Raw genomic sequence first — 23,396 nt, 5'->3', positions numbered from 1 at the left:
ATCCAATCTGATCAAAAAATCAATTTGTCATAAGGTCTGGCTTCGAAGAGCATCCTCGCAACAAAGCCGGCAAGGCGCATCGCGAGGATGGAAACGCATGACCTGGGCGTATTGGAACCCCGTGAAGATCCGGTCCGGCAACGGCCTGCTCGATGAGGTCGCAAGCCTGATCGGTAGCCGGCGCTGGGCCCTCGTCACCTATGACCAGCCTATCTTCCGCGAACTCTCCGCCCGCCTGACGGCGGTCGCCGGTGCTCCTGTCGTGTCGATCACCAATATCGAGACCAACCCGGACTGCGCCGACCTCGCGCTGTCTTGCCAGCAGTTCGGAGCGGCCGAGCCGGCCGAGGTGATCGTTGCTCTCGGCGGCGGCTCGATGATCGACGCCGCGAAAGTGCTGGCGGCTAGCGGCGGCGATTTCGAGACGGTGCGCCGCCATCTCGTCGAGAAGAAGCCGCTCGACGAGAGTGCGATCCTTCCGATCATCGCCGTGCCGACGACGGCGGGCACCGGCAGCGAGGTCACGTCCTGGGCGACGGTCTGGGACGCCGCCAATGGCAGCAAGTACTCGCTCGCCCATCCCCGGCTTTATCCGGAGACGGCGGTTCTCGACCCCACCCTGACGGTCGGCGCGCCGCGCGGCCTCACGCTCGCGACCGGGCTCGATGCGCTCTCGCATGCTTTGGAAAGCATCTGGAACGTCAATGGCAATCCGGTCTCCGCCAATTATGCGGTCGAGGCTGCCAGAGAGATCATCGACACCTTGCCGCGCCTGCTGGAGCGCCTCGACGATGTCGAACTCCGGACGCGGCAGATGCGGGCGAGCCTGCTGGCGGGGCTGGCCTTCTCCAACACCAAGACCGCGCTCGCCCACAATATCTCCTACGACATCACGCTGAAGAGCGGCACGATCCACGGCATCGCCTGCTCCTTCTCGCTGCCGATCGTGATGCGCTGGGCGATGGGCGCTGAGCCGCAATGCGACGCCGCGCTGCGCCGCGTCTTCGGCCCGGACCTCGAAGCGGGCGCCGAGCGGCTCGGCGCCTTCCTGCGCAATCTCGGCGTCCCGACCGACCCCACCGCCTACGGCGTCTCGCCGCCCGAGTGGAACCGCCTCGTCGGCAAGGCGCTCGAAGGCGAGCGCGGTCGCAACTTCATCGGAAGGCAGGCGGCCATGGCCGCCTGAGATCAAGCAAGGGGCAACGGCGCCCGCAACGGTTCACCGGCAGATCAAAAGATCGCCGGATCATCTTGGGAGGATGACATGACCATCACGCGTCGGACGATTTTGAAGAGCTCGCTGGCCGGGGGCACGCTGCTGGCGATGCCGGCTCTGGTTCGAGCAGAGACGAAACAGGTCCGCGTCGGGCTGATCCCGTCCGAGGATTCGCGGGCGATGCTGGAATCGAGCCAGCAGCTCCTTGACGCCCTCCAGAAGAACCTCGGCATCCCCGTCCAGGGCTTCGTCGCCTCGGACTATAACGGCGTGATCGAAGCGATGCGCTCGAACCATGTCGACGTCGCCTATCTCGGCCCGTTCTCCTATGTGCTCGGCACCACGGTCGCCGCGATCGAGGCCTTCGCGACCGCCGAGACGGCCAAATCCAGCCGCAGCTACTATCGCAGCCTGATCATCACGCGGAAGGATAGCGGCATCAAGGAGGTCAAGGACCTCAAGGGCCGCACCTTCGCCTTCGTCGATCCCTCCTCGACCTCGGGGCATCTCTTCCCGAAGGCCGGATTGATGAAGCTGGGCTTCGATCCCGAGAAGGATTTCGGCCGTGTCCTCTTCACCGGTTCGCACGACGCCAATGCGCTCGCCGTCGCCAACAAGCGCGTGGATGCGGCGACGATCGCCGACCGCATCTTCGATACGGCCGTGCAGAAGAAGTTGGTCGATCCGGCCGACATCCAGGTCGTCTGGCAGTCCGACCCGATCCCGGAATCGCCGACCTGCTGGCGCAAGAACCTGCCCGAGGATCTGAAGGCGCAGATCAAATCCGCCTTCCTGAACATCCGGGACATCACCTGGGCCGACCAGGGCAAGCTCAACCGCTTCGTCGAGACCAACGATCAGGCCTACGACATCATTCGCGAGACGGCGAAGGTGCTGAAGCTCGATCTCACCAAGATGAAGTAGTCGCGGACGCGACCGGCGGAGAACGCGACATGATCAAGATCGAAGGCCTGAAGAAGTCCTATGCCGGCCGCCCGGTGCTGCAGGGCATCGACCTCAGCGTCAAAGCCGGCGAGTTCCTCGTCGTGCTCGGCCCCAGCGGTGCCGGCAAGTCGACCCTGCTGCGCTGCATCAACGGGTTGGCGCAGCCCGATGCCGGGCGGACCGTCATCGACGGCAAGGTGCTCGACCTCAAGCGCGGAGCAGCCGGCAAGCGCCGGGTGGCGATGATCTTCCAGCACCATAATCTGGTGAAGCGCCTGTCGGTGCTGAAGAACGTGCTGGTCGGCCGCATGGCCGGCCTGTCCTCCTTCCTGAGCATGCTGCAGCTCTTCCCGCGGCAGGACGTCGCGATCGCGATGGACTGCCTGGCGCGGGTCGAGCTCGCCCACAAGGCGAATGCGCGCGGCGACCAGCTCTCCGGCGGCGAGCAGCAGCGCGTCGGCATCGCCCGCGCGCTGGCGCAGCAGCCGGCGGTGATTCTCTGCGACGAACCGGTGGCGAGCCTCGATCCCAAGACCTCGCGCATCGTGCTCGGTTACCTCAAGGCGATCTGCAAGGCGGAGGGGATCGCCGTGATCTGCAACCTCCACCAGGTCGATTACGCCGTCGAGTTCGGCGAGCGCATCGTCGGCCTGAGCGGAGGTCGGGTGATCTTCGACGATACGCCCGACCACCTCACCTCCGAGATCGTCCACCAGATCTATCCCGGCCTCGAAGATCCCGGCATCAGCCGCGTGCTCAAGCCGCGTCCGGTGAGCCAGCCCGTGCTGGCGCCGATCATCGCCCCTGCTATCGCCTGACGGGAGGCTAGACCCATGTCCTTCGGAACGCTGCAACTCGTCATTCGCCCGCCGCAGGGTCGCTTCGGCTGGTGGGGCGTCGGCGCGATCGCGCTCGCTATCCTCGTCTTCCTGTGGTGGGCCGCGGTCGGCTCCCAGATCAACGCCAGCAACCTCTGGAACGGCATCCCCTATATGTGGGATTTCCTCGTCCGGATGGTGCCGCCCAACCCGGAATTCCTCGAACGCTTGTGGAAACCGGCGCTGGAGAGCCTGCAGGTCGCGGTCTGGGGCACGCTGCTTGGCGTCGTCATCTCGCTGCCGATCTGCTTCTTCGCCGCGCGCAATCTCAGCCCGAGCCCGGCGATCTTCCACGCGACGCGGCAACTGCTGAATTGCCTGCGTGGCATCAACGAGATCATCCTGGCGCTGATCTTCGTCGCCGCCATCGGTCTCGGCCCCTTCGCCGGCGTCCTGGCGCTCGCCATCCACGGCGCCGGCATGCTCGGCAAGTTCTTCGCCGAGGCGATGGAGGATATCGACGAGGGGCCGCTGGAGGCCTTCCGTTCGGCTGGCGTCGGCCCGTTCAAGACCTTCTTCTTCGGCGTGCTGCCGCAGGTCCTGCCGACCTGGCTCGGGACGATCTTCTACCGGCTGGAGACCAATGTCCGGCAGTCGACGGTCCTCGGCATGGTCGGTGCCGGCGGCATCGGCTTCGAGCTCGTCTCCTCGATGAAGCTGTTCAAGTACCAGGACACCGCGACCTGCATCCTTGTCATCCTGGCGATGGTGCTGGTGGCGGACCTTGTTTCGTCCCGCGTCAGGGCGCTGATCCGCTGATCGGCGCCCGCACGAGGAAAGCATCATGACGCTTCACACGAAGATTGGTTCTGGCGTCATTGCGAACGGCCGGTTCTACGCCCTCACTCTTGAACGAACGCGGCGGCGCGGGCGGTGAAGGTGCGTGCGCGGGGTGCCTGTGGCTTTTGCCTCAGCGCCAGCCGAGCGGCGGCGCGACATGCTTCAGGATCGCCTCGATCACATGGGCGTTGTAATCGACGCCGAGCTGGTTCGGCACGGTGAGCAGCAGCGTGTCGGCCTCGGCGATCGCCTCGTCCCGTGCCAGCTCCTTGACGAGCTTGTCCGGCTCCGCCGCATAGCTGCGGCCGAAGATGGCGCGGGTGGTGTCGTCGATGAAGCCGATGGAATCGTCGCCCTCATTGCCGCGGCCGAAATAGGCGCGGTCGCGGTCATCGACCAGGGCGAAGATGCTGCGGCTTACCGAGACGCGCGGCGTGCGGCTGTGCCCGGCCTCCTTCCAGGCTTCGCGATAGGCGCGGATCTGCTTCGCCTGCTGGATGTGGAAGGGCTCGCCGGTCTCGTCGTTCTTCAGCGTCGAGCTCTGCAGGTTCATGCCGAGCTTGGCGGCCCAGATGGCGGTGGCGTTCGAACCGGCGCCCCACCAGATGCGCTCGCGCAAGCCCTCGGAATGCGGCTCGAGCCTGAGCAGCCCCGGCGGGTTGGGGAACATCGGGCGCGGATTGGGCTTAGCGAAGCCTTCGCCGCGCAGCACGTCGAGGAAGACCTCGGCATGGCGGCGGCCCATATCGGCATCGCTCTGGCCTTCCGCGGGCTGGTAGCCGAAATGGCGGAAGCCATCGATCACCTGCTCCGGCGAGCCGCGGCTGATGCCGAGCTGGAGCCGCCCGCCGGCGATCAGATCGGCGGCGCCGGCATCCTCGGCCATGTAGAGCGGGTTCTCGTAGCGCATGTCGATCACGGCGGTGCCGAGCTCGATTCGGCTCGTCTTCGCCCCGGCCGCCGCCAGCAGCGGGAAGGGGGAGGCGAGCTGCCGGGCGAAATGATGCACGCGGAAATAGGCGCCGTCCGCGCCGAGCTCCTCCGCTGCGACGGCGAGATCGATCGATTGCAGCAGCGTGTCGCCGGCCGAGCGCGTCTGCGACTGGGGCGAGGGGGTCCAGTGGCCGAAGGACAGGAAGCCGATCTTCTTCATGACGTCACGCCTCTGAGGGAGCGCGGGCGATGCCGCGTTCGGGGAGCGGATTGACCGACGACACGCTACGCAACGCGCCGCAGGAAAGCATGCCCCTCATATAGGCGAGCGGTGGAAGATCGGGATTGCGCCGGCGCAAATATGGCTCTGCGTCGGCGCAGTCGAAATGCTCGCGCCTGCAAGCGGCGGCGTCGCTCAGCCGAGCGGCTGCCGGTAGACGATGAAGCCCGATTTGTCGGCGACCTTGTTGTAGAGCTCCTGCGCCTGGAGATTGGTTTCATGCGTCTGCCAGTAGACGCGGAAGCAGTTCTTCTCGCGGGCCATCTGGTTCACGGCCTCGATCAGCTTGCGGCCGACGCCGGTGCCGCGCGCCTCGGGAACGGTGAAGAGATCCTGCAGATAGCAGATGTTCCGTTCGCTCCAGGTCGAGCGGTGGATGACCCAATGGGTGATGCCCAGCGCCTTGTCGCCCTGGAAGGCGATGAAGCCGCCCATCGGCTCCGTGCCGCCGGTCAATCGCCCGAAGGTGACGTCGTCGAGTTCGGCGGGAAGCGTCGATTTGTAGAAGGTCAGATAGCCATGCCAGAGCGGGGTCCAGGCGGCGCGGTCGGCGGCAGCAAGCGGGCGGATCGTGATCTCAGGCATCGGCATCTTCCTCCAAGGAGGAAGCTAGCGCCTGCCTGGTGCCTTGTCTCATGACAAGCCGAGATCGGAAGGATCAACGGAAGGGTGTGCGGCTGTGGGAAAGCGAGGCGCAGACTTGGCGGCACTGGATTCGGCACCATCTATCCCTGCGACCAAATTCGCCGCGATCGCTGCTATAGATGGCGCGAATGTCGAAGATGTCCCGGCAGAGCAGGAGCACATTGTGACCGAGCGATTTGAACGGCATCGCCAACCCTGGACACATGAGGAACTTGAGAAGCTAAAGTTGCTCGCCAAGAAGGGCATGGCACTGAAGGCGATTTCGAAAGCGATGACCCGTAGCGAGGAATCCATCAAGGACCGCGCCAAACTCGATGGAATTGGGATCGCCAAGCTCCGTTAGCCGGGTTTACGGCAAGGCCTCGGGCCCAAAGCCGAGGTCCGTTCCTGGTGCGATGGCGATATCCGAGCGGCGCTCCATGAAACCCGGCCATCCATCCCGCCCCAGACATTCGCCGCGCCGAACGGCTTGACCTCCGACGCCCAACAAAAAGCCCGCACGATTGCATCGTGCGGGCTCGATAATTTTCGGTCGTAAAACCGCTCAGAGCTGGCCGAGCATCGTCTCGGCGCCGGAGGCCTCGGCCTTGCCGGCGGCTTCCTCGACATTGAGCGCCTTCACCACGCCGTCCTCGACGATCATCGAGTAGCGCTGCGAGCGGGTGCCGAGACCGAAGCCCGAGCCGTCCATCGACAGGCCGATCTCCTTGGCGAAATCGGCGTTGCCGTCCGCGAGGAACTCGATCACGCCGGCGCCGCCGGTGGCCTTCGACCAGGCGTCCATCACGAAGACGTCGTTGGTCGAGGTCACCATGATGGCGTCGACGCCCTTCTCCTTGATTTCGGCCGCCTTGCCGACATAGCCGGGCAGATGGTTGCGATGGCAGGTCGGGGTGAAGGCGCCGGGCACGGCGAAGAGAACGACCTTCTTGCCCTTGAACAGCTCGTCCGTCGTCCTAGCCGCGGGGCCGTCTGCGGTCATGATCCGGAACGTCGCCTGCGGAAGCTTGTCACCCACCTTGATGGTCATGCGCCTGTTCTCCAGAAAGCCCGCGGCATCGACGCCGCCCGGTTCAGGGCTTACGGCTTGGCGGCGGGGATGTCGAGGTCGAGCCGCGTCTCCACCGGCTTGGGCGAGCCGCGCACGGTGAAGATCAGCGGGATCGGCCCGGCGACGCCCTTGGGCCGGTCGTTGATCCTGATCTTGGCCGTGACGGTGCCGTCGGCCTCCGGCGTCAGATGGGTTTTGCCGAAGGACCACATGCCGGGACCTTCGACGAAGATGTCCTCGACCTTGCCGCCGGGCGGCGTCTGCAGCACGAGCTTGAGACCGGGATCGACGACGGTGTCGTCGAGCCCGACGTCGAGGAGGGCGAGCTTGCCGTTATGCGGCCCCGGCTTCACCGGAACGGGAACGCGCGCTTCGTAGCTCTCCAGGCGCGGCGAGGTCACGGTCGTCACGCCCGGTTCGAGCCACAGGCTGGCCTCGCCCCTGGCGGGGATGCAGATCTTCTCGCAGACCGCATAATCGAGCTTGAGCACGACCATGACCGGCCGCGACGGATCGACCGGCTGGACCGAGATCGGGATCACGACCTCGCCGACATAGCCGATCGAGTAGCCGGCGGAATCCTGGAAGCGCTCCGGCACCGGCCAGCGCACGTCGAGCCCGCCGATATTGGTCGATCCGCTCCAGTCGAAGGCGGGCGGCACGCCGAACTCGCCGGGGGTGCGCCAATAGGTCTTGAACCCCGGCGACATCACGATCTCGACGCCGACGCGCTGCTTGCCGGTCGGCGTGGTCGGGCCGGCGATGAGACGCAACCTCGCATGCTCGCCAGTCGACCAGGGCGACGTGGCGGCTTCGGTCGTGGCGTCCTGCGCCTGGGCGACCGTGCCGAAGGCGAGAAGGGCGAGGGCCAGCAGGGGAAGGATCCGGATCACAGCTTTGCCTTAACCAGTGCCAAGCCGAAAAGCGAACAAAACCTCTGCCTCTCACATGATTGCGACGACACGCCGGGGCCGGATCTTCGTCCAAGAATGGGGCGCAATCGCGATGCCGGCTTTTTATGCCCGATCGGCGTTTCCCGTGCGCGGGAAGTGATCTAGCATGGCGGCATGAAGATCGGCCCCCAAACGCGCCTCGGCAGCCGCAGCTATCTCGACGGGCAGTGCCTGATCGCGATGCCCGGCATGACGGACACGCGCTTCAGCCGCAGCGTCGTCTATGTCTGCGCCCATTCCGAGGACGGGGCGATGGGCATCATCGTCAACAAGCCGGCTGCGGATACGAAATTCCCGGACCTTCTCGTCCAGCTCGACGTGATCCCGTCGGAGGAAATCATCCGCCTGCCGAGCCGGGCGGAGAAGATGCAGGTGCTGCGCGGCGGCCCGGTCGAGACCAAGCGCGGCTTCGTCCTGCACACCGCCGATTTCTTCCTGGAATCGGCGACCTTGCCGATCGACGACGGCATCTGCCTCACCGCGACGCTCGACATCCTCAGAGCCATCGCCGTCGGCACCGGGCCGGAGAGCGCGGTGCTCGCCTTGGGCTATGCCGGCTGGGCGGCCGGGCAGCTCGAGGCCGAGATCCAGTCCAATGGCTGGCTGCATTGCGAGGCCGATCCCGCGCTGCTCTTCGACGAGAGCGTCGAGACGAAATACCAGCGCGCGCTGGGCAAGATCGGTATCGATCCGGCTTTCCTGTCGCGCGAGGCCGGGCACGCGTGAAGGTCCGGCGTCATGCTCGGGCTTGACCGTCTCCTGGCAGTCCACGGAACAACGGAGCCATCCCGGGCTTGACCCGGGATCCATGCCGGAACTCTTCCGGTTGATGCTCAGGCATGGATCCCGGATCTCCGCTTCGCTGCGTCCGGGATGACCCTGCTTCTTCGTCGTCTCTTCCGAGGGGCGTCAGCTCCAGCTTTACGCCGCTTCGGTCGCTGCGGCCGTCGCGCCCATCAGGCGGCGGGCTTCCGCCGCCGTCATCGGCTGGCCGAAGATGTAGCCCTGCGCATACTGGCAGCCGAGCTGGTAGAGCTCGATCGCGTCGGACTCGCTCTCGGCTCCTTCCGCGACGACATCCATGTTGAGGTCGGAGGCGAGCTGCACGATCGAGCGCAGGATCACGGGCGGGCGGCCATTGCCCATCTGCCGCACGAAGCTCTGGTCGATCTTGATCGTGTCGAAGGGGAAGCGCTGGAGATAGGACAGCGAGGAATAGCCTGTCCCGAAATCGTCGAGCGAGAGGCCGGCGCCGAGATCGCGGATGCGCTGCAGCATCTGCGCCGCATATTCCGGGTTCTCCATCACGAGGCTCTCGGTGATCTCGAGCTTGAGCGTGCCGGGCAGCACGCGCCGGCGCCCGAGCACGGTCTTCACGTCATGCAGCAGGTCGTGCCGCAGGAGCTGGCGGCTCGACACGTTGACGCTGGCGAAGATCGGCGGATCGACCTCGAGCGCGGCCTGCCAGGCCTCGAGCTCGCGCGCGGTCTTGTCCATGACGTAGATGCCGAGATCGACGATGAGCCCGGTCTCCTCGGCGATGGCCAGGAAGTCCTGCGGCATCAGCCGGCCTTCGCGCGGATGGTCCCAGCGCACCAGCGCCTCGAAGCCGGCGATGGTCCGGTCCTCCAGCCTGACGATCGGCTGGTACATCACCTGGATCTCGTTGCGCTCGATCGCCTTGCGCAGGTCGCTTTCGAGCGCGAGCCGGTCGTTGCGGTCTGTCCGCATCGCCGGGACGAAGATCTCGATCCGGTTGCCGCCCTGGCGCTTGGCATGGGCCATGGCGAGCTCGGCGTTCTTCAGCGCGTCGTCCTTGCGCGCGGCGGACGGGGCGTCGAACAAAGCGAGCCCGATCGAGGGCGTCAGCACGATCTCGCGCTCGGCATAGGTGATCGGCGTCGAGACGGCGCGGCGCACGAGTTCGGCCAGCGCCAGGATGCGCTCGGGATCGCGCTCCGAGACGAGGATCATCGCGAAGGTGTCGCCGCCGATGCGGGCCAGCGTGTCCTGCGCCCGGAGCAGCCGGCCGAGCCGGCGCGCCAGCGTCAGCAGGATCGAGTCGCCGGCCGAGAAGCCGACCGATTCGTTGACCTGCTTGAAGCGATCGACATCGATGACCAGCACGGTCGGGCGGATATTGTCGTCGGCGCGGGTGAAGCCGAAGATCGCCCCGAGCCGGTCCTGGAACAGCTTGCGGTTGGGCAGGCCGGTCAGGTTGTCGTGCACGGCGTCGTGCAGCATCCGTTCCTGCGCCGTGCGCTGGTCGGTGACATCCGCCAGCGTGCCGATGACGCGGATGACCTCGCCATCCGAGCCGAGCACCGGACGGGCCTTGATGTTGACCCAGTGATAGGTGCCGTTCGCGGCGCGCAGGCGCACGTCGAGATTGAGCTTGCCGCGCCGCTGTTCCAGCACCGCGTCGAGCGTGACGCGGTAGCGGTCGCGGTCGGCGACATGCATGTGTTCCAGCCAGCGGGCGGCCGAGCCTTCGAGCGAGCCCTTGGCCAGGCCGAGCAGGGCCTCGATCTGCGGCGAGACGAAGATCTTGTCGCCGCTGACGTCCCAGTCGAAGACGAGATCGCCCGAGCCCGAGAGCGCCAGCGCCCGCCGCTCGGTGTCGGAGACCAGACCGTGCGAGATCGCGCCGCCGGCGAAGGCGTGCTGGATCACGGTGAAGCCGATCAGCAGCACGATCAGGACGAGGCCGCCGAGCAAGGCGGGCGCGACGAGATCGCGTTGAAACTGCCCGGTCACGGTGAAGCCGGCCGCCGTCACCCAGACGGCGAGCAGGAACCAGGTCGGGATCAGCATCACCGCCCGCTCATAGCCATGGGTCGCCAGATGCACCACGAGGACGAAGCCGACGGCAGCCACGGCCGCGATCGAGATGCGCGCGATACCGGCCGCCATCGGCGCGTCGAAGACGGCGAGCCCGACGAGGCCTGCGAGGCCGAGGATCCAGACGATGGTGACGTGGCCGTAGCGGACATGCCAGCGCGACAGGTTGAGATAGGCGAAGAGGAAGACGAGCAGCGTCGCCGCCAGCACCACCTCGGCGCCGGCCCGGTAGATCCGCTCGATGGCCGGTGTGAGTGGGAAGAGCCGCTGGAAGAAGCCGAAATCGAGCCCGGCATAAGCCAGCACCGCCCAGGCCAGCGCCGCCGCAGCCGGGAAGATCACCGCGCCCTTGACCACGAAGATGATGGTCAGGAACAGCGCCAGCAGGCCGGCGATGCCGATGATGATGCCCTTGTAGAGCGTCAGCCCGTTGGTCTTCTGGCGATAGGCGTCCGGCTCGTAGAGATAGAGCTGCGGCAGGTTGGGCGATTTCAGCTCGGCCACGAAGGTGACGGTCGTTCCCGGATCGAGCGTGATCAGGAAGACATCGGCATCGGGGCTGGCCTCGCGGTCGGGCGAGAGGCCCTGGCTCGCCGTCACCGCTTCGATGCGCCGGTCGCCGAGATCGGGCCAGACCACGCCCGATCCGATCAGCCGGTGGAAGGGCGCGACCAGCAGCCGGTCGATCTGCTCGTCGGAATCATTGGTCAGCGCGAAGACGATCCAGTCCGGCCTGGCGCCGGATTCGCGCGCCTTCACCGCGATGCGGCGCACGATGCCGTCCGGCCCCGGCGCGGTCGAGATCTGGATGACGTCGCCGTCGGATTTGTTGCGCTCGACGATGTGGGTGAGGTCGATGACCGGCGCGTCGACCGGCACGCGGACGGCGTCGACGGCGTTTGCCGGCCCGATGCCGGCGCAGCAGAACCACAAGGCCAGACCGGCGACGGCGAGGCCGATCCGGAGAATTCGCTCGGAGATGGACAAGCTGCGCTCGGCTACCAGGCGGGATATGATCGTTCGATATTGAAGCAAAAGTCCTATCGGCCGCTCGTGGCGAGGGCAAGGCAGGGCGCGCCTGCCGTCCACTGCCGCGGTCAACGGCTTGCCCCCGGCAGGCGGTCGTTGGAAAGGGCGGCATAGAGCAGGTGATCGGCCCAGGCGCCGTTGATCTTGAGATAGGCCCGCGCCAGCCCTTCGGGCTGGAAGCCGACACGCTCCAGCAATCGTCGCGACGGCTCGTTATTGGGCAGGCAGGCCGCCTCGACGCGGTGGAGCGCCAGCTCCGAAAAGGCGAAGCGCAGCGCCCCGCGCACGGCCTCGGTCATGTGCCCTTTGCCGGCATGGCGCTGGCCCATCCAGTAGCCGAGCGTACAGGCCTGCGCGACGCCGCGCCGGATCAGCCCCAGCGTCAGCCCGCCGAGCAGGGTTTCGCTATGGCTCTCGAAGATGAAGAGCGAATAGGCCTCGTCCGTGGAGATCTCGCGCGCGGCGCGCTTGGCGCGCAGCCGGAAGGCGTTGCGGGTGAGGTCGTCCTCGTTCCAGGTCGGCTCCCAGGGCGCCAGGAATTCGCGGCTTTCCATGCGCAGCACCGCCCAGGTGGCGAAGTCGTCGATGGAGGGCGCGCGCAGGTAGAGATTCGGCGTCCGGATCAACGGGCGGCTCTGCGGCTCGCTCGGGAAACGGAAGAGTGCCATCGTCGCTCAGTCCGCCGCTCGCGCCGCCTGGCGCAGTCGCTTCGCCGGCGGCAATCCATGGAGGGGGCCGATCGCCGCGATGGTCGGCTGGTGGCCGAGCAGCGAGCGGCCGGCATTGCGCACATCCGCCAGCGTCACCGCATCGAGCCGCGCCGCGAGCTCCTCGCGCGGGATCGCCCGGCCGAACAGCAGCACCTGCCGCGCCATCTGCTCGAGCTTGCCGCCCGGGCTCTCGAGCGAAGCCAGCAGCCCGACCTTCATCTGGGCGCGGGCGCGGGCGACCTCGACCTCGGTCACGTCTTCCGCCGCTTGCCGCAGGCAGCCGAGCGCGACCTCAATCAGCTCGTTGGCATCCTCCGGCGCGGTGCCGGCGCCGATGCCGAAAACGCCGCAATCGGAGAAGGGCCAATGGAAGGCGTCGATGGCATAGGCGAGGCCGCGCTGTTCGCGCACCTCCTGGAACAGCCGCGAGGACAGCCCGCCGCCGAGCACGGAAGCGAAGATCTGCAGCGGATAATGCGCTCCTTGCGCGAAGGGCAGGCCGGGCAGGCCGAGCACGAGATGCACCTGCTCCTCGTCGCTGCCGATCCGCGCCTCGCCGCCGCGATACTCGCCGGGCTCGCGGATGAGCGGCACCGCCGGCCGCGCGGGCAGGGCGGAGAGATGCTTGCGGGCGAGCGCGACGAGCTCGTCATGGTCGACGGCGCCGGATGCGGCCAGCACCATGTTCCCGGCATGGTAGTTCCGGGCGAGATAGGCGCGGATGGCGTCGGGCGTGAAGCCCTTCACCGTCTTCGCCGTGCCGAGGATCGGCCGGCCGATCGGCTGGTCGGGGAAGGCGGCCTGCAGGAAGCGATCATAGACGAGGTCGTCCGGCGTATCCTGCACCGCCGAGATCTCCTGCAGGATCACGCCCTTCTCGCGCTTCAGCTCCTCCTCGGTGAGGGCCGGCGCGGTGACGATGTCGGCGAGGATGTCGACCGCGAGCGCAAGGTCGGCGCCGAGCACGCGGGCGGTGTAGCAGGTGTATTCCACGCTGGTCGCGGCGTTGAGGTCGCCGCCGACGCTCTCGATCTCCTCGGCGATCTGCAAGGCGCTGCGCCTTGCCGTGCCCTTGAAGGCCATATGCTCCAGAAGATGGGCGAGGCCATGCTCATGGGGCAGCTCGTCGCGCGAGCCGGCCCCGATCCAGATGCCCAGCGAGACGGTCGCCGCATGCTCCATGTGCTGCGAGACGATCCGCAGACCCGAGGGCAGGGTGGTCAGGCCGACATCGGGATCATGCGCGCCGCGGCTTTCGTCGGGAGCCACGATCTCGGCCAGCTCGGCGGGCGCGGCCACGCTCACGCCGCGGCCCCCCGCACGGCGCGGGCATGCTCGCGCACGAAGGTCTCGATCGCCGCGAGGTCGTTCGGCAGCAACGTAACCCGCTCCTTGCGCTCCATCAGATCGGCGAGATGCGCCGGAAGCACCGGCTCGACGCCGCTGGCCGCTTTCACGGCGGCCGGGAACTTGGCCGGATGGGCGGTGCCGAGCACGATCGTTGGCGTTGCCGCGTCGCGGGCGAGCTTCTGGCGGGCGGCGCCGATGCCGATGGCGGTGTGCGGATCGGCGAGGTAGCCGCTCTCGGTCCAGGTCTGGCGGATCTCGGCGGCGATCTCGCTCTCGCTGAGCGCCGTCGCCTCGAACTCGCTGCGGATGCGGGCGAGCGGCTCGGGCCCGATCTCGAAGCGGCCGGACTGCTGCAACGATTGCATCAACCGCCGCACGGCGGCGCCGTCGCGCCCATGCGCCTCGAACAGCAGCCGCTCGAAATTGGAGGAGATCTGAATGTCCATCGAAGGCGAGGTCGTCGCCTGGACGCCACGCATCTCGTAGACGCCGCTCGCCAGCGTGCGGGGCAGGATGTCGTTGCTGTTGGTCGCGATCGTCAGGCGCTCGACGGGCAAGCCCATCCGCTTGGCGACCCAGCCGGCGAGGATGTCGCCGAAATTGCCGGTCGGCACTGCGAAGGACACCTTGCGGGCGGGCGCGCCGAGCGAAACCGCCGCCGTGAAGTAATAGACCACCTGCGCGGCGATGCGCGCCCAGTTGATCGAATTGACGCCGGACAGGCCGATCTCGTCGCGGAAGGCGTGATGGTTGAACATCGCCTTCACCAGGTTCTGGCAGTCGTCGAAGGTGCCTTCGACCGCGATGGCGTGGACGTTCTCCGCATCGACCGTGGTCATCTGCCGGCGCTGCACGTCCGAGACACGGCCCTGCGGATAGAGGATGAAGACGTCGACGCTCTTCAGCCCCTTGAAGGCGTCGATGGCCGCGCTGCCCGTATCGCCGGAGGTCGCGCCGACGATGGTGGCGCGCTGGCCGCGCAGGCCGAGCGTGTGGTCCATCAGCCGGCCGAGAAGCTGCATCGCCACGTCTTTGAAGGCGAGCGTCGGGCCGTGGAAGAGTTCGAGCACGAAGAGGTTGTCGCCGATCTGCGTCAGCGGGCAGACGGCCGGATGCCGGAAGCCGGCATAGGCGTCGTGGATCATCCGGCCGAGCGCCTTCGGCTCGACATCGCCGTCGCTCAGCGCGCCGATGACGCGCTCTGCCACGGCCGCATAGGACTTGCCGGAAAAGCCGGCGATCTCGGCGGCGTCGAGCGTGGGCCAGCTCTGCGGCAGATAAAGTCCGCCGTCGCGGGCGAGCCCGGTCAGGAGCGCGTCGGAAAAGCTGAGCGCCGGGGCTTCGCCCCGGGTGGAGACATGCAGCACGGTCTTGGGCCTCTTTGATCTATATCTGATGCTATAGGCCGGTCTGCTGCTTTGGGCAAAACCGTTTGATGTCGATCCTGCGGTCTCAGGCCGAGCCGGTGCCTTTCCGACCCTGCCAGGCATAAGCTCCGAACACCCCGACCAGCGTCAGTGCGAGCGCGAACCAGGTCAGCGCATATTGCAGGTGGTTGTCGGGAATGCGCCCGATCAGCTCGCGCACATCGACGCCGGCCGGCGGCGTCAGCCCGTCGCCCTCACGCTCGGCCTCCAGATAGAAGGGCGCCGGCGGCAGGTTGAGGGCGGCGGCGATGGCCGCGGGGTCGCGGGTGTAGAACTCGCGGATCGCCGGCAGGTCCGCCGGTGTGAAGGCGTTGCGCGTCTCGGGCGCGCGCAGGAAGCCGCGGATCGTGTCCGGGCCGGAAGCGGGACGGATCTGCCCGAATTTGCTTTCGGGGACGAAGCCGCGATTGACGAGGATGACGCCGCCATCCTCCAGCCTGAAGCCCTGGAAGATCCAGCGCCCGAAGCCGGAGAGCTGGCGTGTTCCCGGCGGTCCCGCCGCGATCGTGGTGCGCACGCCCGCGACATGCTCGTCGGTATAGCTGCCCTTGGCGACCACATGGGTCAGGTCGAGCGCGCCGGCGTCGAGCTTCGCCCAGTCGGCGCTCGGCGGCATCGGCGCCGGGGCGCCCGCGGACTGGGTCTCGAGCCGGTCGATATAGGCGCGCTTCTCCTGCATCCGCTCGAGCTGCCAGGTGCCGAGCCCGCAAAGCACTACGGCGCCCAGAACGGTCAGGAGCCCCGGTAGCAGCAGGCCGGGTCTCTTCGCCTTGGCTGACGGGGAGGTCACTTCTCGCGCCTGCCTTCCTCGGCCTTGTTGACGTATTGCAGCGCCACCGCGAGCCCCTTCATCGGCCGCAGCAGCGCGAGGCAGATGGCGATCGCGAGCGGCAGCCAGATGGCGAGATGCAGCCAGATCGGCGGCTCATAGGCGATCTCGACATAGAGCGCCGCCCCCAGCACCACGAAGCCTGCGATCAGCATGATGAACACGGCCGGCCCGTCGGCGGAATCGGCGAATTTGTAGTCGAGCCCGCAGGCGCTGCAGCGCGGCTTAAGCTTGAGGAAGCCGTCGAAAAGCGCGCCCTCGCCGCAGCGCGGGCAGCGCCCGGCGAGCCCCGTCGCATAGGGGGAGGGAAGGGAGGGTTGAGGTTCGGCCATTGATGCCTCCTGAACGAAAAAGGCGGCCTCGCGGCCGCCTTCTGTCAGCGCGACCGCCGGGCGCGCGGCAGCCGGTCAGTGCCCGGCAGCGGTCTGTGCGCCAGCGCCCCAGACATAGATCGAGACGAACAGGAACAGCCAGACCACGTCGACGAAGTGCCAGTACCAGGCGGCGAACTCGAAGCCGAGATGCTGCTCCGGCTTGAAGTGGCCAAGATAGGCCCGGTAGAGGCACACCGCCAGGAAGATCGTGCCGATGATGACATGCGCGCCGTGGAAGCCGGTCGCCATGAAGAAGGTGGCGCCGTAGATGTTGCCGCTGAAGGCGAAGGCCGCATGCGAATATTCGTAGGCCTGGCACAGCGTGAACAGCAGGCCGAGGATCACGGTCAGCCACAGGCCCTGCTTCAGGCCGGCCCGGTCATTGTTGATCAGGGCGTAGTGCGCCCAGGTCACGGTGGTGCCGGAGGTCAGCAGGATCAGCGTGTTGAGCAGCGGCAGATGCCAGGGATCGAAGGTCTCGATGCCCTTCGGCGGCCAGACGCCACCGGTGAAGTCGTGGCGCAGGAAATTGATCTGCTCGTAGGAGAACAGGCTCGCGTCGAAATAGGCCCAGAACCAGGCGACGAAGAACATCACCTCGGAGGCGATGAACATGATCATGCCGTAGCGGTGATGGAGCTGCACCACGCGGGTGTGATGGCCTTCCTTCTCCGCCTCGCGGATCACGTCCATCCACCAGGACAGCATGGTGTAGAGCACGCCGAGCATGCCGACGCCGAAGACCAGCGGGCCGATATGCAGGCCGCCGACCGGCAGGGCCTTCATCCACATCACGGCGCCGATCGCCATGATGGTCGCGCTGGTCGCGCCGATGAGCGGCCACGGGCTCGGATCGACGAGGTGGTAATCGTGGTGCTTCGTATGGGCCCCGGCCATCGTATTCGGTCTCCGCGTGCGACTTCTTGTCCGCGCTCTCTGTGAGCGCGCTTTTACAGTTTCGGATTCTTCGCGTCACCCTTGGCGGTGCCGGCCTGGTCCTCGGCGACCGGCTGCCCTGCCTTGGAGGCGAAGTAGGTGTAGGAAAGGGTGATGGCCTTGATGCCGTCGAGATCGCGATTCTGCGCGATTTCCGGGTCGATGTAGAACACCACCGGCGCCTCGAAGCTCTCGCCCGGCTTCAGCGTATGCTCGGTGAAGCAGAAGCACTGGATCTTCACGAAATAGGCCGCGCTCTGCTCGGGCGTGACATTGTAGGTCGCGATGCCCGTCACCGTGCGGTCGGAGCGATTCGTGACCTTGTAGAACACCGTCTGGGTGATGCCGACCTGCGCGCTGATCTCGGGGCTCTCGGCCTCGAACTTCCAGCCGAGGCCGGGCGCGACATTCGCGTCGAAACGCACGGAGATGAAGCGGTCCAGCACCTTGCCGGTCGCGGCGGTGCCGATCTGCGGCGTGCCGCCGAAGCCGGTGACCTTGCAGAACAGGTCGTAGAGCGGCACGGCCGCGAAGGACATGCCGAGCATGCCGAAGGCGACGCCGACGCAGATCAGCGCCGTGCGGGTCGATTTCGCGGAATGCGTCGCCACGCGGCTGTCGGAGGGCTTCGTCATCACAGCGGCCGGTTCATGATGGCCGGGCCGGTCTTCACCAGCGTCACCACGAAGAAGAAGACCACCAGCCCGGCCAGAACCAGCGCGAGCGCCAGGTTCCGGCGCCGACGGCGCGCCATGTCCTCCGGAGAGAAGGGCGCCGGCGCGACCTTTCGGTTGTGATTCTCGCTCATCCGATCACCTTCGGCAGCGTCCACATCAGGCCGAAGACGTTCTCGACGAGCAGCACCGCGAAGAGCAGGAACAGATAGAGGATCGAGAAGCCGAAGAGCGACCAGCAGGCCTTGATCGCGGCTTGCCCCTCGGTGCGGCGCCAGACCTGGATCGAAAGCCAGATCATGGCGAGCCCGGTCGTGACCGAAACCACGAGATAGATCAGTCCGCCGAAGCCCATCAGCGCCGGCAGCACCGCGACCGGCGCCATGACCAGCGAATAGAGCACGATCTGCCGGCGGGTCGCGGCCGGGCCGGCGACATTCGGCATCATAGGGATGCCGGCGCGGGCGTAATCGGCGGATTTGACCAGCGCCAGCGCCCAGAAATGCGGCGGCGTCCACAGGAAGATGATCGCGAACAGCACCAGCGAGTGCCAGCCGAACTGGCCGGTGACGACCGCCTCGCCGATCATCGGCGGGAAGGCGCCGGCGGCACCGCCGATGACGATGTTCTGCGGCGTCCAGCGCTTCAGCCACATCGAATAGACGACGGCATAGAAGAAGATGGTGAAGGCCAACATCGCCGCCGCGAGCAGGTTGGCGACGAGCCCGAGCACCAGCACGGAGCCGACCGAGAGGGTCAGCCCGAAGGCGAGCGCCTCGGAGGGCAGGATCCGGCCTGACGGGATCGGGCGCTTGGCCGTGCGGCTCATCAGCGTGTCGATATCGGCGTCGTACCACATGTTGAGGCAGCCCGAGGCGCCGGCCCCGACCGCGATCGCCAGCAGCGCCGCCAGCGCCAGCACCGGGTGCACCGTGCCGGGCGCCGTCGCCATGCCGGTCAGCGCCGTCACCACGACGAGCGACATCACCCGCGGCTTCAGCAGCGCGAAGAAATCGCGCGCCTCGCCGGTGGAGGCGATGGTGCCTTCGGTGTGGGTTTCGAACGCGGCGGACATCGATCTGATCGTCTTCGTACTCTTTGGATCGGCACCGTTCAGTGGGCCGGGGTATTGCGAGCGGTTTGCGGTCGCCCGTCTCCGGAACGCCTCTCGGGAGGCGCTCGGGGGAAGGGCGGCGGCGGACCCTGAGGTCCGCCGCCGGTCGTCTCAGTGGTCCGAGCCGGTGATGCGCGGCAGCGTCTCGAACTGGTGGAAGGGCGGCGGCGAGGACAGCGTCCACTCCAGCGTCGTTGCGCCTTCGCCCCACGGATTGTTGCCGGCGAGTTCCTTGCGGCTGAACGCGACCACGATGCCGTAGAGCCAGACAAGGAGGCCAGCCGCGAAGATGTAGGAGCCGATCGACGACCAGAAATGCCAGCCGGCGAAGGCATCCGGATAGTCCACATAATGACGCGGCATGCCGGCGAGCCCGAGGAAGTGCTGCGGGAAGAACAGCAGGTTCGCGCCGATGAAGGCGATCCAGAAGTGCAGGCGGCCGATCCAGTCCGGCATGATGTAGCCGCTCATCTTCGGGAACCAGTAGTAGAAGCCCGCGAAGATGCCGAACACGGCGCCGAGCGACAGCACGTAGTGGAAGTGGGCCACGACGTAATAGGTCGCATGCAGCGAGCGATCGACGCCGGCATTGGCCAGCACCACGCCGGTGACGCCGCCGACGGTGAACAGGAAGATGAAGCCGATCGCCCAGACCATCGGCGCGGTGAAGCGGATCGAACCGCCCCACATCGTCGCGATCCAGGAGAAGATCTTGATGCCGGTCGGCACCGCGATGACCATCGTCGCGAACACGAAATAGCGCTGCGTGTTGAGCGAAAGGCCGGCGGTGTACATGTGGTGCGCCCACACGATGAAGCCGACGACGCCGATCGCGACCATCGCGTAGGCCATGCCGAGATAGCCGAAGATCGGCTTCTTCGAGAAGGTCGAGATGATGTGGCTGACGATGCCGAAGGCCGGCAGGATCATGATGTAGACTTCGGGGTGACCGAAGAACCAGAACAGGTGCTGGTACAGGATCGGGTCGCCGCCGCCGGCCGGGTCATAGAAGGTGGTGCCGAAGTTGCGGTCGGTCAGCAGCATGGTGATCGCGCCGGCGAGCACCGGCAGCGCCAGCAGCAGCAGGAAGGCGGTGACCAGCACGCCCCAGGCGAACAGCGGCATCTTGTGCATGGTCATGCCAGGCGCGCGCATGTTCAGGATCGTGGTGATGAAGTTGATCGCGCCCAGGATCGAGGCCGCGCCCGCCAGGTGCAGCGACAGGATGCCGAAATCGACCGACGGCCCGGGATGGCCCGCCGTCGAGAACGGCGGATAGATCGTCCAGCCCGTGCCGACGCCGTTGGCGCCGGGCGCGCCGGGCACGAAGAGCGAGATGACGAGCAGCACGAAACCGGCGACCGTCAGCCAGAACGAGATGTTGTTCATGCGCGGGAAGGCCATGTCCGGCGCGCCGATCATCAGCGGCACGAACCAGTTGCCGAAGCCGCCGATCACGGCGGGCATGACCATGAAGAAGATCATGATCAGGCCGTGGCCGGTGACGAAGACGTTGTAGGTCTGGCCGCTCGAGAAGATCTGCAGGCCCGGATACATGAGCTCGATGCGCATCATGATCGACAGGAAGCCGCCGACCAGGCCCGCAATGATCGAGAAGATCAGGTAGAGGGTCCCGATGTCCTTGTGGTTGGTGGACAGAAGCCAGCGCCGCCACCCGGTCGGGTGGTCATGGGCTGCGTCGTGTCCGTGGTCGTGAGCGTGCGGTGCCGCGGTTGCCATGGTCTAGTCTCCTCGGCGAATTACTTCGAGGCCGCGGCGAGCTTGCGGCCCGCATCTTCGGCATTGGCGAATTTCTGCTTCGCCTCCGTCAGCCAGGCGGCATAGCGCTCCTGGCTGACGACGCGGAAGGCGATCGGCATGTAGGAGTGGTTCTGGCCGCAGATGAACGAGCACTGGCCGTAATAGATGCCCTCGCGCTCGGCCATGAACCAGGTCTCGTTCAGGCGGCCGGGGATGGCGTCGATCTTGATGCCGAAGGACGGCACCGTGAATTTGTGGATGACGTCGGCGCCGGTGACCTGGACCCGGACGATCTTGCCGACCGGGACGACCGCCTCGTTGTCGACGGCGAGCAGGCGGGGCGCCTCATCGGCGGCGATCTTCTTGGAGGCGATCGCCTCGGCGCGCTGCTTCTCGTCGAGCATCAGCGAATCGAAGCCGAAGGCGGCGGCGTTGTCCTGCGCGTATTCATAGGACCAGTACCACTGCTTGCCGGTGACCTTGATGGTCATGTCGGCCTTCGGCACCTCGAGCTGCAGCTTGAGCAGGCGGAAGGAGGGGATGGCGATCACGACCAGGATCAGGACCGGGATCACGGTCCAGGCCACTTCGAGCAAGGCGTTATGCGTGGTCTTGGAGGGGACCGGGTTGGCCTTCTCGTTGAAGCGGAAGATCACATAGACCAGCAGCGCGAGCACGAAGAGCGTGACCACGAAGATGATGATGTTCAGCCAGTCGTGGAACCAGTGGATGTAATCCGAGACGGGGGTCGCCGCGCCCTGCAGATTCATCTGCCAGGGAGTGGGCATGCCGGTGCCGGCGAAAGCCGGGACGGTCGCCAGCGCGATGGCTGCAAGGGCCGCGAGCGCGGCGGTTGCAAGGGTCCTGCTCAGAAATCGCATCGGTCCGACATAGCTCCTCAATCGACCTGCATGGGAGCCGGAGCTCGGGTCCATGCACGAAGGGGCGACCGTGAGGTCGCCCTGCTCTTCGGGATTGCGATAAATCAAAGATCACGCTTGCGCCAGAGGGACAATGCCGGCTGCGCCTCATGTCGTGCGGCATAAGCACGCGAGGTGGGGTTTGAAGTGCGGCATCGGGGCGCGGTCCGCCTTGACAGGACCGGGCCTGCATGGTCCGAACGCGTTTTATGTTGATGGCGGTGGGATTTCGTGGCGCGGCCGGGCTTTCGCCCGAATCCTGCGTTCCTGCTGTGGTTTGTGTCGCAAGATGCGATTTGGAAGGATGGCAGGGATGAAGAGGATCCTGGGGGCGCTTGGTGCGCTGGTGCTGGCGCTCATGGCGGCCGGCCTCGCCGCCGGTCCCGCTTATGCGCAGGGTACGGTGCGCTCGACACATGGCGACTGGCAGATGCGCTGCGAGGTGCCGCCCGGCGCCAAGGCCGAGCAATGCGCGCTCGTCCAGAACGTCGCCGCCGAGGATCGCCCGAATCTCACGCTCCTCGTCATCGTGCTGAAGACGGCCGACCAGAAGAGCCGGCTCCTGCGCGTCGTCGCTCCGCTCGGCGTGCTGCTGCCCTCGGGGCTCGGCCTCAAGATCGACGACAAGGATATCGGCCGCGCCGGCTTCGTCCGCTGCCTGACCACCGGCTGCGTCGCCGAGGTCGTCATGGACGATGCGCTGCTTGGCCAGCTCAAGAGCGGCAAGAGCGCGACATTCATCGTATTCCAGACGCCGGAGGAGGGGGTGGGCGTGCCCGTTTCGCTCAACGGCTTCGGCCCTGGCGTGGAGGCTTTGCCGTGATCGATCGAACCCTTGACCGGAGCCGCTGGCTCGCTCTGCCGCTGCTCTGCCTGGGCCTTGCCGGCTGCGGCTCGCCCTCATCATCCTCCGCCGGCAGCACGGCGCTCAACATGCTGATGTTCCAGTCCGCCACCCCGCCGCCGGCGGACCAGCTGCCGAAGGACGAGGACGACATGACGGTCGTCTGTCCGGAGGTCATCGTCGCCGATGGCGGCGCCGCGATCCGGGCCCAGGCCGGGCAGGATTCGAGCGGCCTGCGCTACCAGATCTCGATCACCAACGTCGCGCGCGAATGCACGCCGACCGGCAATGGCGGCTTCCGCCTCAAGGTCGGCGTCGAGGGCCGCATCCTGCTCGGCCCGGCTGGCGGTGCCGGCAACTACGGCGCCACGCTGACCACGACGGTGACGCGCGGCACCGATGTCGTCGCACGTCGCGGCGCGCGCGTCGGCGGGACGATCCCGTCCGGGCAGGGCGGCGTCGACTTCACCCATGTCGAGGAGGGCATCACCGTGCCGCCCGGCAAGAGCGACGTCGAGATCATCGTCGGCCTGGGGCAGGGCGGCGCGGCGACACCGGCCCGCCATCGCCGTCGATAACGGCAGGCATTGCCGTGAAAGAAGGCGCCGCCCGGATTGACTGGGCCGGCGCCTTCTGTATCTGTGCCCGAAGCCGCATATCCCCGCGGGAGAGACCGGGCCTGATCCGTCAGGGCCGGCGCCGAAGGCGCAACCGCCCCGGAAACGCTCAGGCAAAAGGACCGCTGGGGAGTTGGCGCTCTGGAAAGTGGCGGAAGCGATTCCGCCCACCGACGGGTGTAACCTGTCCGGCTGAGTTGGCCGGGGCGGGGAAATCTCTCAGGTTCCGAGACAGAGGGGGCGCGTTCCGGACAGTTCCGTCCGGGGCTTGCGCTCGACTCTGGAAGGG

Annotated in this window: 24 protein-coding genes and 1 riboswitch; of the genes, 8 read left to right on the top strand and 16 right to left on the bottom strand. The window is 66.8% G+C overall.

Annotated elements, in window-relative coordinates:
* The first annotated feature begins 97 nt into the window (after positions 1-97).
* The 4 genes from psrA to phnE all read left to right on the top strand — a co-directional run bounded on the left by psrA (position 98) and on the right by phnE (position 3,798).
* Positions 98-1,186: an iron-containing alcohol dehydrogenase PsrA gene (gene psrA / locus AB6806_RS12185; RefSeq protein WP_370954677.1), complete on the top strand. Its 1,089-nt coding sequence runs from the start codon at positions 98-100 to the stop codon at positions 1,184-1,186.
* Positions 1,187-1,264: 78 nt separating this feature from the next.
* Complete coding sequence (gene phnD, locus AB6806_RS12180) at positions 1,265-2,140, top strand: phosphonate ABC transporter substrate-binding protein (RefSeq protein WP_038360899.1); 876 nt, start codon at positions 1,265-1,267, stop codon at positions 2,138-2,140.
* A gap of 29 nt (positions 2,141-2,169) precedes the next feature.
* A complete protein-coding gene (phnC, locus tag AB6806_RS12175) occupies positions 2,170-2,979 on the top strand; it encodes a phosphonate ABC transporter ATP-binding protein (RefSeq protein ID WP_112762913.1) in 810 nt (269 codons plus the stop codon).
* A gap of 15 nt (positions 2,980-2,994) precedes the next feature.
* Positions 2,995-3,798, top strand: a complete 804-nt coding sequence (phnE, locus tag AB6806_RS12170; RefSeq protein WP_133562251.1) for a phosphonate ABC transporter, permease protein PhnE — start codon at positions 2,995-2,997, stop codon at positions 3,796-3,798.
* 151 nt (positions 3,799-3,949) lie between these two features.
* Here phnE and AB6806_RS12165 read toward each other — a convergent pair whose 3' ends face one another.
* Both AB6806_RS12165 and AB6806_RS12160 read right to left on the bottom strand, forming a co-directional pair.
* Positions 3,950-4,972 (bottom strand): LLM class flavin-dependent oxidoreductase, encoded by a 1,023-nt coding sequence (locus tag AB6806_RS12165; protein WP_133562249.1) that lies wholly within the window; start codon positions 4,970-4,972, stop codon positions 3,950-3,952.
* Between the two features lie 195 nt (positions 4,973-5,167).
* Positions 5,168-5,617, bottom strand: coding sequence for a GNAT family N-acetyltransferase (locus AB6806_RS12160; protein ID WP_038360907.1), 450 nt, complete (start codon positions 5,615-5,617; stop codon positions 5,168-5,170).
* A 115-nt stretch (positions 5,618-5,732) separates the two neighbouring features.
* On the opposite strand from AB6806_RS12160, the gene AB6806_RS12155 reads away from it, so the two are divergent.
* Positions 5,733-6,020, top strand: coding sequence for a hypothetical protein (locus AB6806_RS12155; protein ID WP_370954676.1), 288 nt, complete (start codon positions 5,733-5,735; stop codon positions 6,018-6,020).
* 201 nt (positions 6,021-6,221) lie between these two features.
* Here the strand turns inward: AB6806_RS12155 and AB6806_RS12150 are convergent, their stop codons facing one another.
* Both AB6806_RS12150 and AB6806_RS12145 read right to left on the bottom strand, forming a co-directional pair.
* A complete protein-coding gene (locus AB6806_RS12150; protein ID WP_038360910.1) occupies positions 6,222-6,707 on the bottom strand; it encodes a peroxiredoxin in 486 nt (161 codons plus the stop codon).
* Between the two features lie 50 nt (positions 6,708-6,757).
* Positions 6,758-7,621, bottom strand: coding sequence for a protein-disulfide reductase DsbD domain-containing protein (locus tag AB6806_RS12145; RefSeq protein ID WP_051987684.1), 864 nt, complete (start codon positions 7,619-7,621; stop codon positions 6,758-6,760).
* Positions 7,622-7,795: 174 nt separating this feature from the next.
* On the opposite strand from AB6806_RS12145, the gene AB6806_RS12140 reads away from it, so the two are divergent.
* On the top strand, positions 7,796-8,407 hold the full coding sequence (locus tag AB6806_RS12140) for a YqgE/AlgH family protein (protein WP_191124411.1): 612 nt from the start codon (positions 7,796-7,798) through the stop codon (positions 8,405-8,407).
* 195 nt (positions 8,408-8,602) lie between these two features.
* On the opposite strand, the gene AB6806_RS12135 is transcribed toward AB6806_RS12140, so the two are convergent.
* The 12 genes from AB6806_RS12135 to coxB form a co-directional block, all read right to left on the bottom strand.
* Entirely contained in the window at positions 8,603-11,503 is a 2,901-nt protein-coding gene (locus tag AB6806_RS12135; protein WP_038362283.1) for an EAL domain-containing protein, read from the bottom strand.
* 116 nt (positions 11,504-11,619) lie between these two features.
* The gene (locus AB6806_RS12130; protein ID WP_142020146.1) at positions 11,620-12,219 is read right to left on the bottom strand and encodes a GNAT family N-acetyltransferase; all 600 of its coding nucleotides are present in this window, start codon (positions 12,217-12,219) and stop codon (positions 11,620-11,622) included.
* A 6-nt stretch (positions 12,220-12,225) separates the two neighbouring features.
* Complete coding sequence (locus tag AB6806_RS12125) at positions 12,226-13,530, bottom strand: M16 family metallopeptidase (protein ID WP_038362286.1); 1,305 nt, start codon at positions 13,528-13,530, stop codon at positions 12,226-12,228.
* A 32-nt stretch (positions 13,531-13,562) separates the two neighbouring features.
* A complete protein-coding gene (gene thrC, locus AB6806_RS12120; protein ID WP_142020147.1) occupies positions 13,563-14,978 on the bottom strand; it encodes a threonine synthase in 1,416 nt (471 codons plus the stop codon).
* Positions 14,979-15,063: 85 nt separating this feature from the next.
* Positions 15,064-15,828, bottom strand: a complete 765-nt coding sequence (locus AB6806_RS12115; protein WP_112762906.1) for an SURF1 family protein — start codon at positions 15,826-15,828, stop codon at positions 15,064-15,066.
* Complete coding sequence (locus tag AB6806_RS12110) at positions 15,825-16,199, bottom strand: DUF983 domain-containing protein (RefSeq protein ID WP_038360917.1); 375 nt, start codon at positions 16,197-16,199, stop codon at positions 15,825-15,827. Before AB6806_RS12110 ends, AB6806_RS12115 begins: the two co-directional genes overlap by 4 nt.
* Positions 16,200-16,274: 75 nt before the next feature.
* Complete coding sequence (locus AB6806_RS12105; RefSeq protein WP_112762905.1) at positions 16,275-17,138, bottom strand: cytochrome c oxidase subunit 3; 864 nt, start codon at positions 17,136-17,138, stop codon at positions 16,275-16,277.
* A gap of 53 nt (positions 17,139-17,191) precedes the next feature.
* Complete coding sequence (locus AB6806_RS12100; protein ID WP_112762904.1) at positions 17,192-17,812, bottom strand: cytochrome c oxidase assembly protein; 621 nt, start codon at positions 17,810-17,812, stop codon at positions 17,192-17,194.
* Entirely contained in the window at positions 17,812-17,985 is a 174-nt protein-coding gene (locus AB6806_RS12095) for a hypothetical protein (protein ID WP_166652956.1), read from the bottom strand. The genes AB6806_RS12100 and AB6806_RS12095 overlap by 1 nt, the downstream gene beginning before the upstream one ends.
* Positions 17,982-18,926: a heme o synthase gene (locus tag AB6806_RS12090; protein ID WP_142020148.1), complete on the bottom strand. Its 945-nt coding sequence runs from the start codon at positions 18,924-18,926 to the stop codon at positions 17,982-17,984. Before AB6806_RS12090 ends, AB6806_RS12095 begins: the two co-directional genes overlap by 4 nt.
* A 150-nt stretch (positions 18,927-19,076) precedes the next feature.
* Positions 19,077-20,705, bottom strand: coding sequence for a cytochrome c oxidase subunit I (ctaD, locus tag AB6806_RS12085; RefSeq protein WP_038360928.1), 1,629 nt, complete (start codon positions 20,703-20,705; stop codon positions 19,077-19,079).
* Between the two features lie 20 nt (positions 20,706-20,725).
* Positions 20,726-21,607, bottom strand: coding sequence for a cytochrome c oxidase subunit II (coxB, locus tag AB6806_RS12080; RefSeq protein WP_038360930.1), 882 nt, complete (start codon positions 21,605-21,607; stop codon positions 20,726-20,728).
* Positions 21,608-21,959: 352 nt separating this feature from the next.
* On the opposite strand from coxB, the gene AB6806_RS12075 reads away from it, so the two are divergent.
* Positions 21,960-22,469, top strand: coding sequence for an invasion associated locus B family protein (locus AB6806_RS12075; RefSeq protein ID WP_142020149.1), 510 nt, complete (start codon positions 21,960-21,962; stop codon positions 22,467-22,469).
* Positions 22,466-23,068 carry a hypothetical protein gene (locus AB6806_RS12070; protein WP_051987687.1) on the top strand — a complete coding sequence of 201 codons (603 nt, stop codon included), beginning with the start codon at positions 22,466-22,468 and terminating at the stop codon, positions 23,066-23,068. The genes AB6806_RS12075 and AB6806_RS12070 overlap by 4 nt, the downstream gene beginning before the upstream one ends.
* 76 nt (positions 23,069-23,144) lie before the next feature.
* Positions 23,145-23,242: riboswitch (glycine riboswitch) on the top strand.
* Positions 23,243-23,396: the final 154 nt, after the last annotated feature.

Source organism: Allobosea sp. RCC_152_1, assembly GCF_041360765.1.
GTDB classification, from domain to species: Bacteria; Pseudomonadota; Alphaproteobacteria; order Rhizobiales; family Beijerinckiaceae; genus Allobosea; species Allobosea spartocytisi.
Note: the sequence above shows the minus strand (reverse complement) of the source record. Positions and strands in the feature narration are given on the sequence as shown.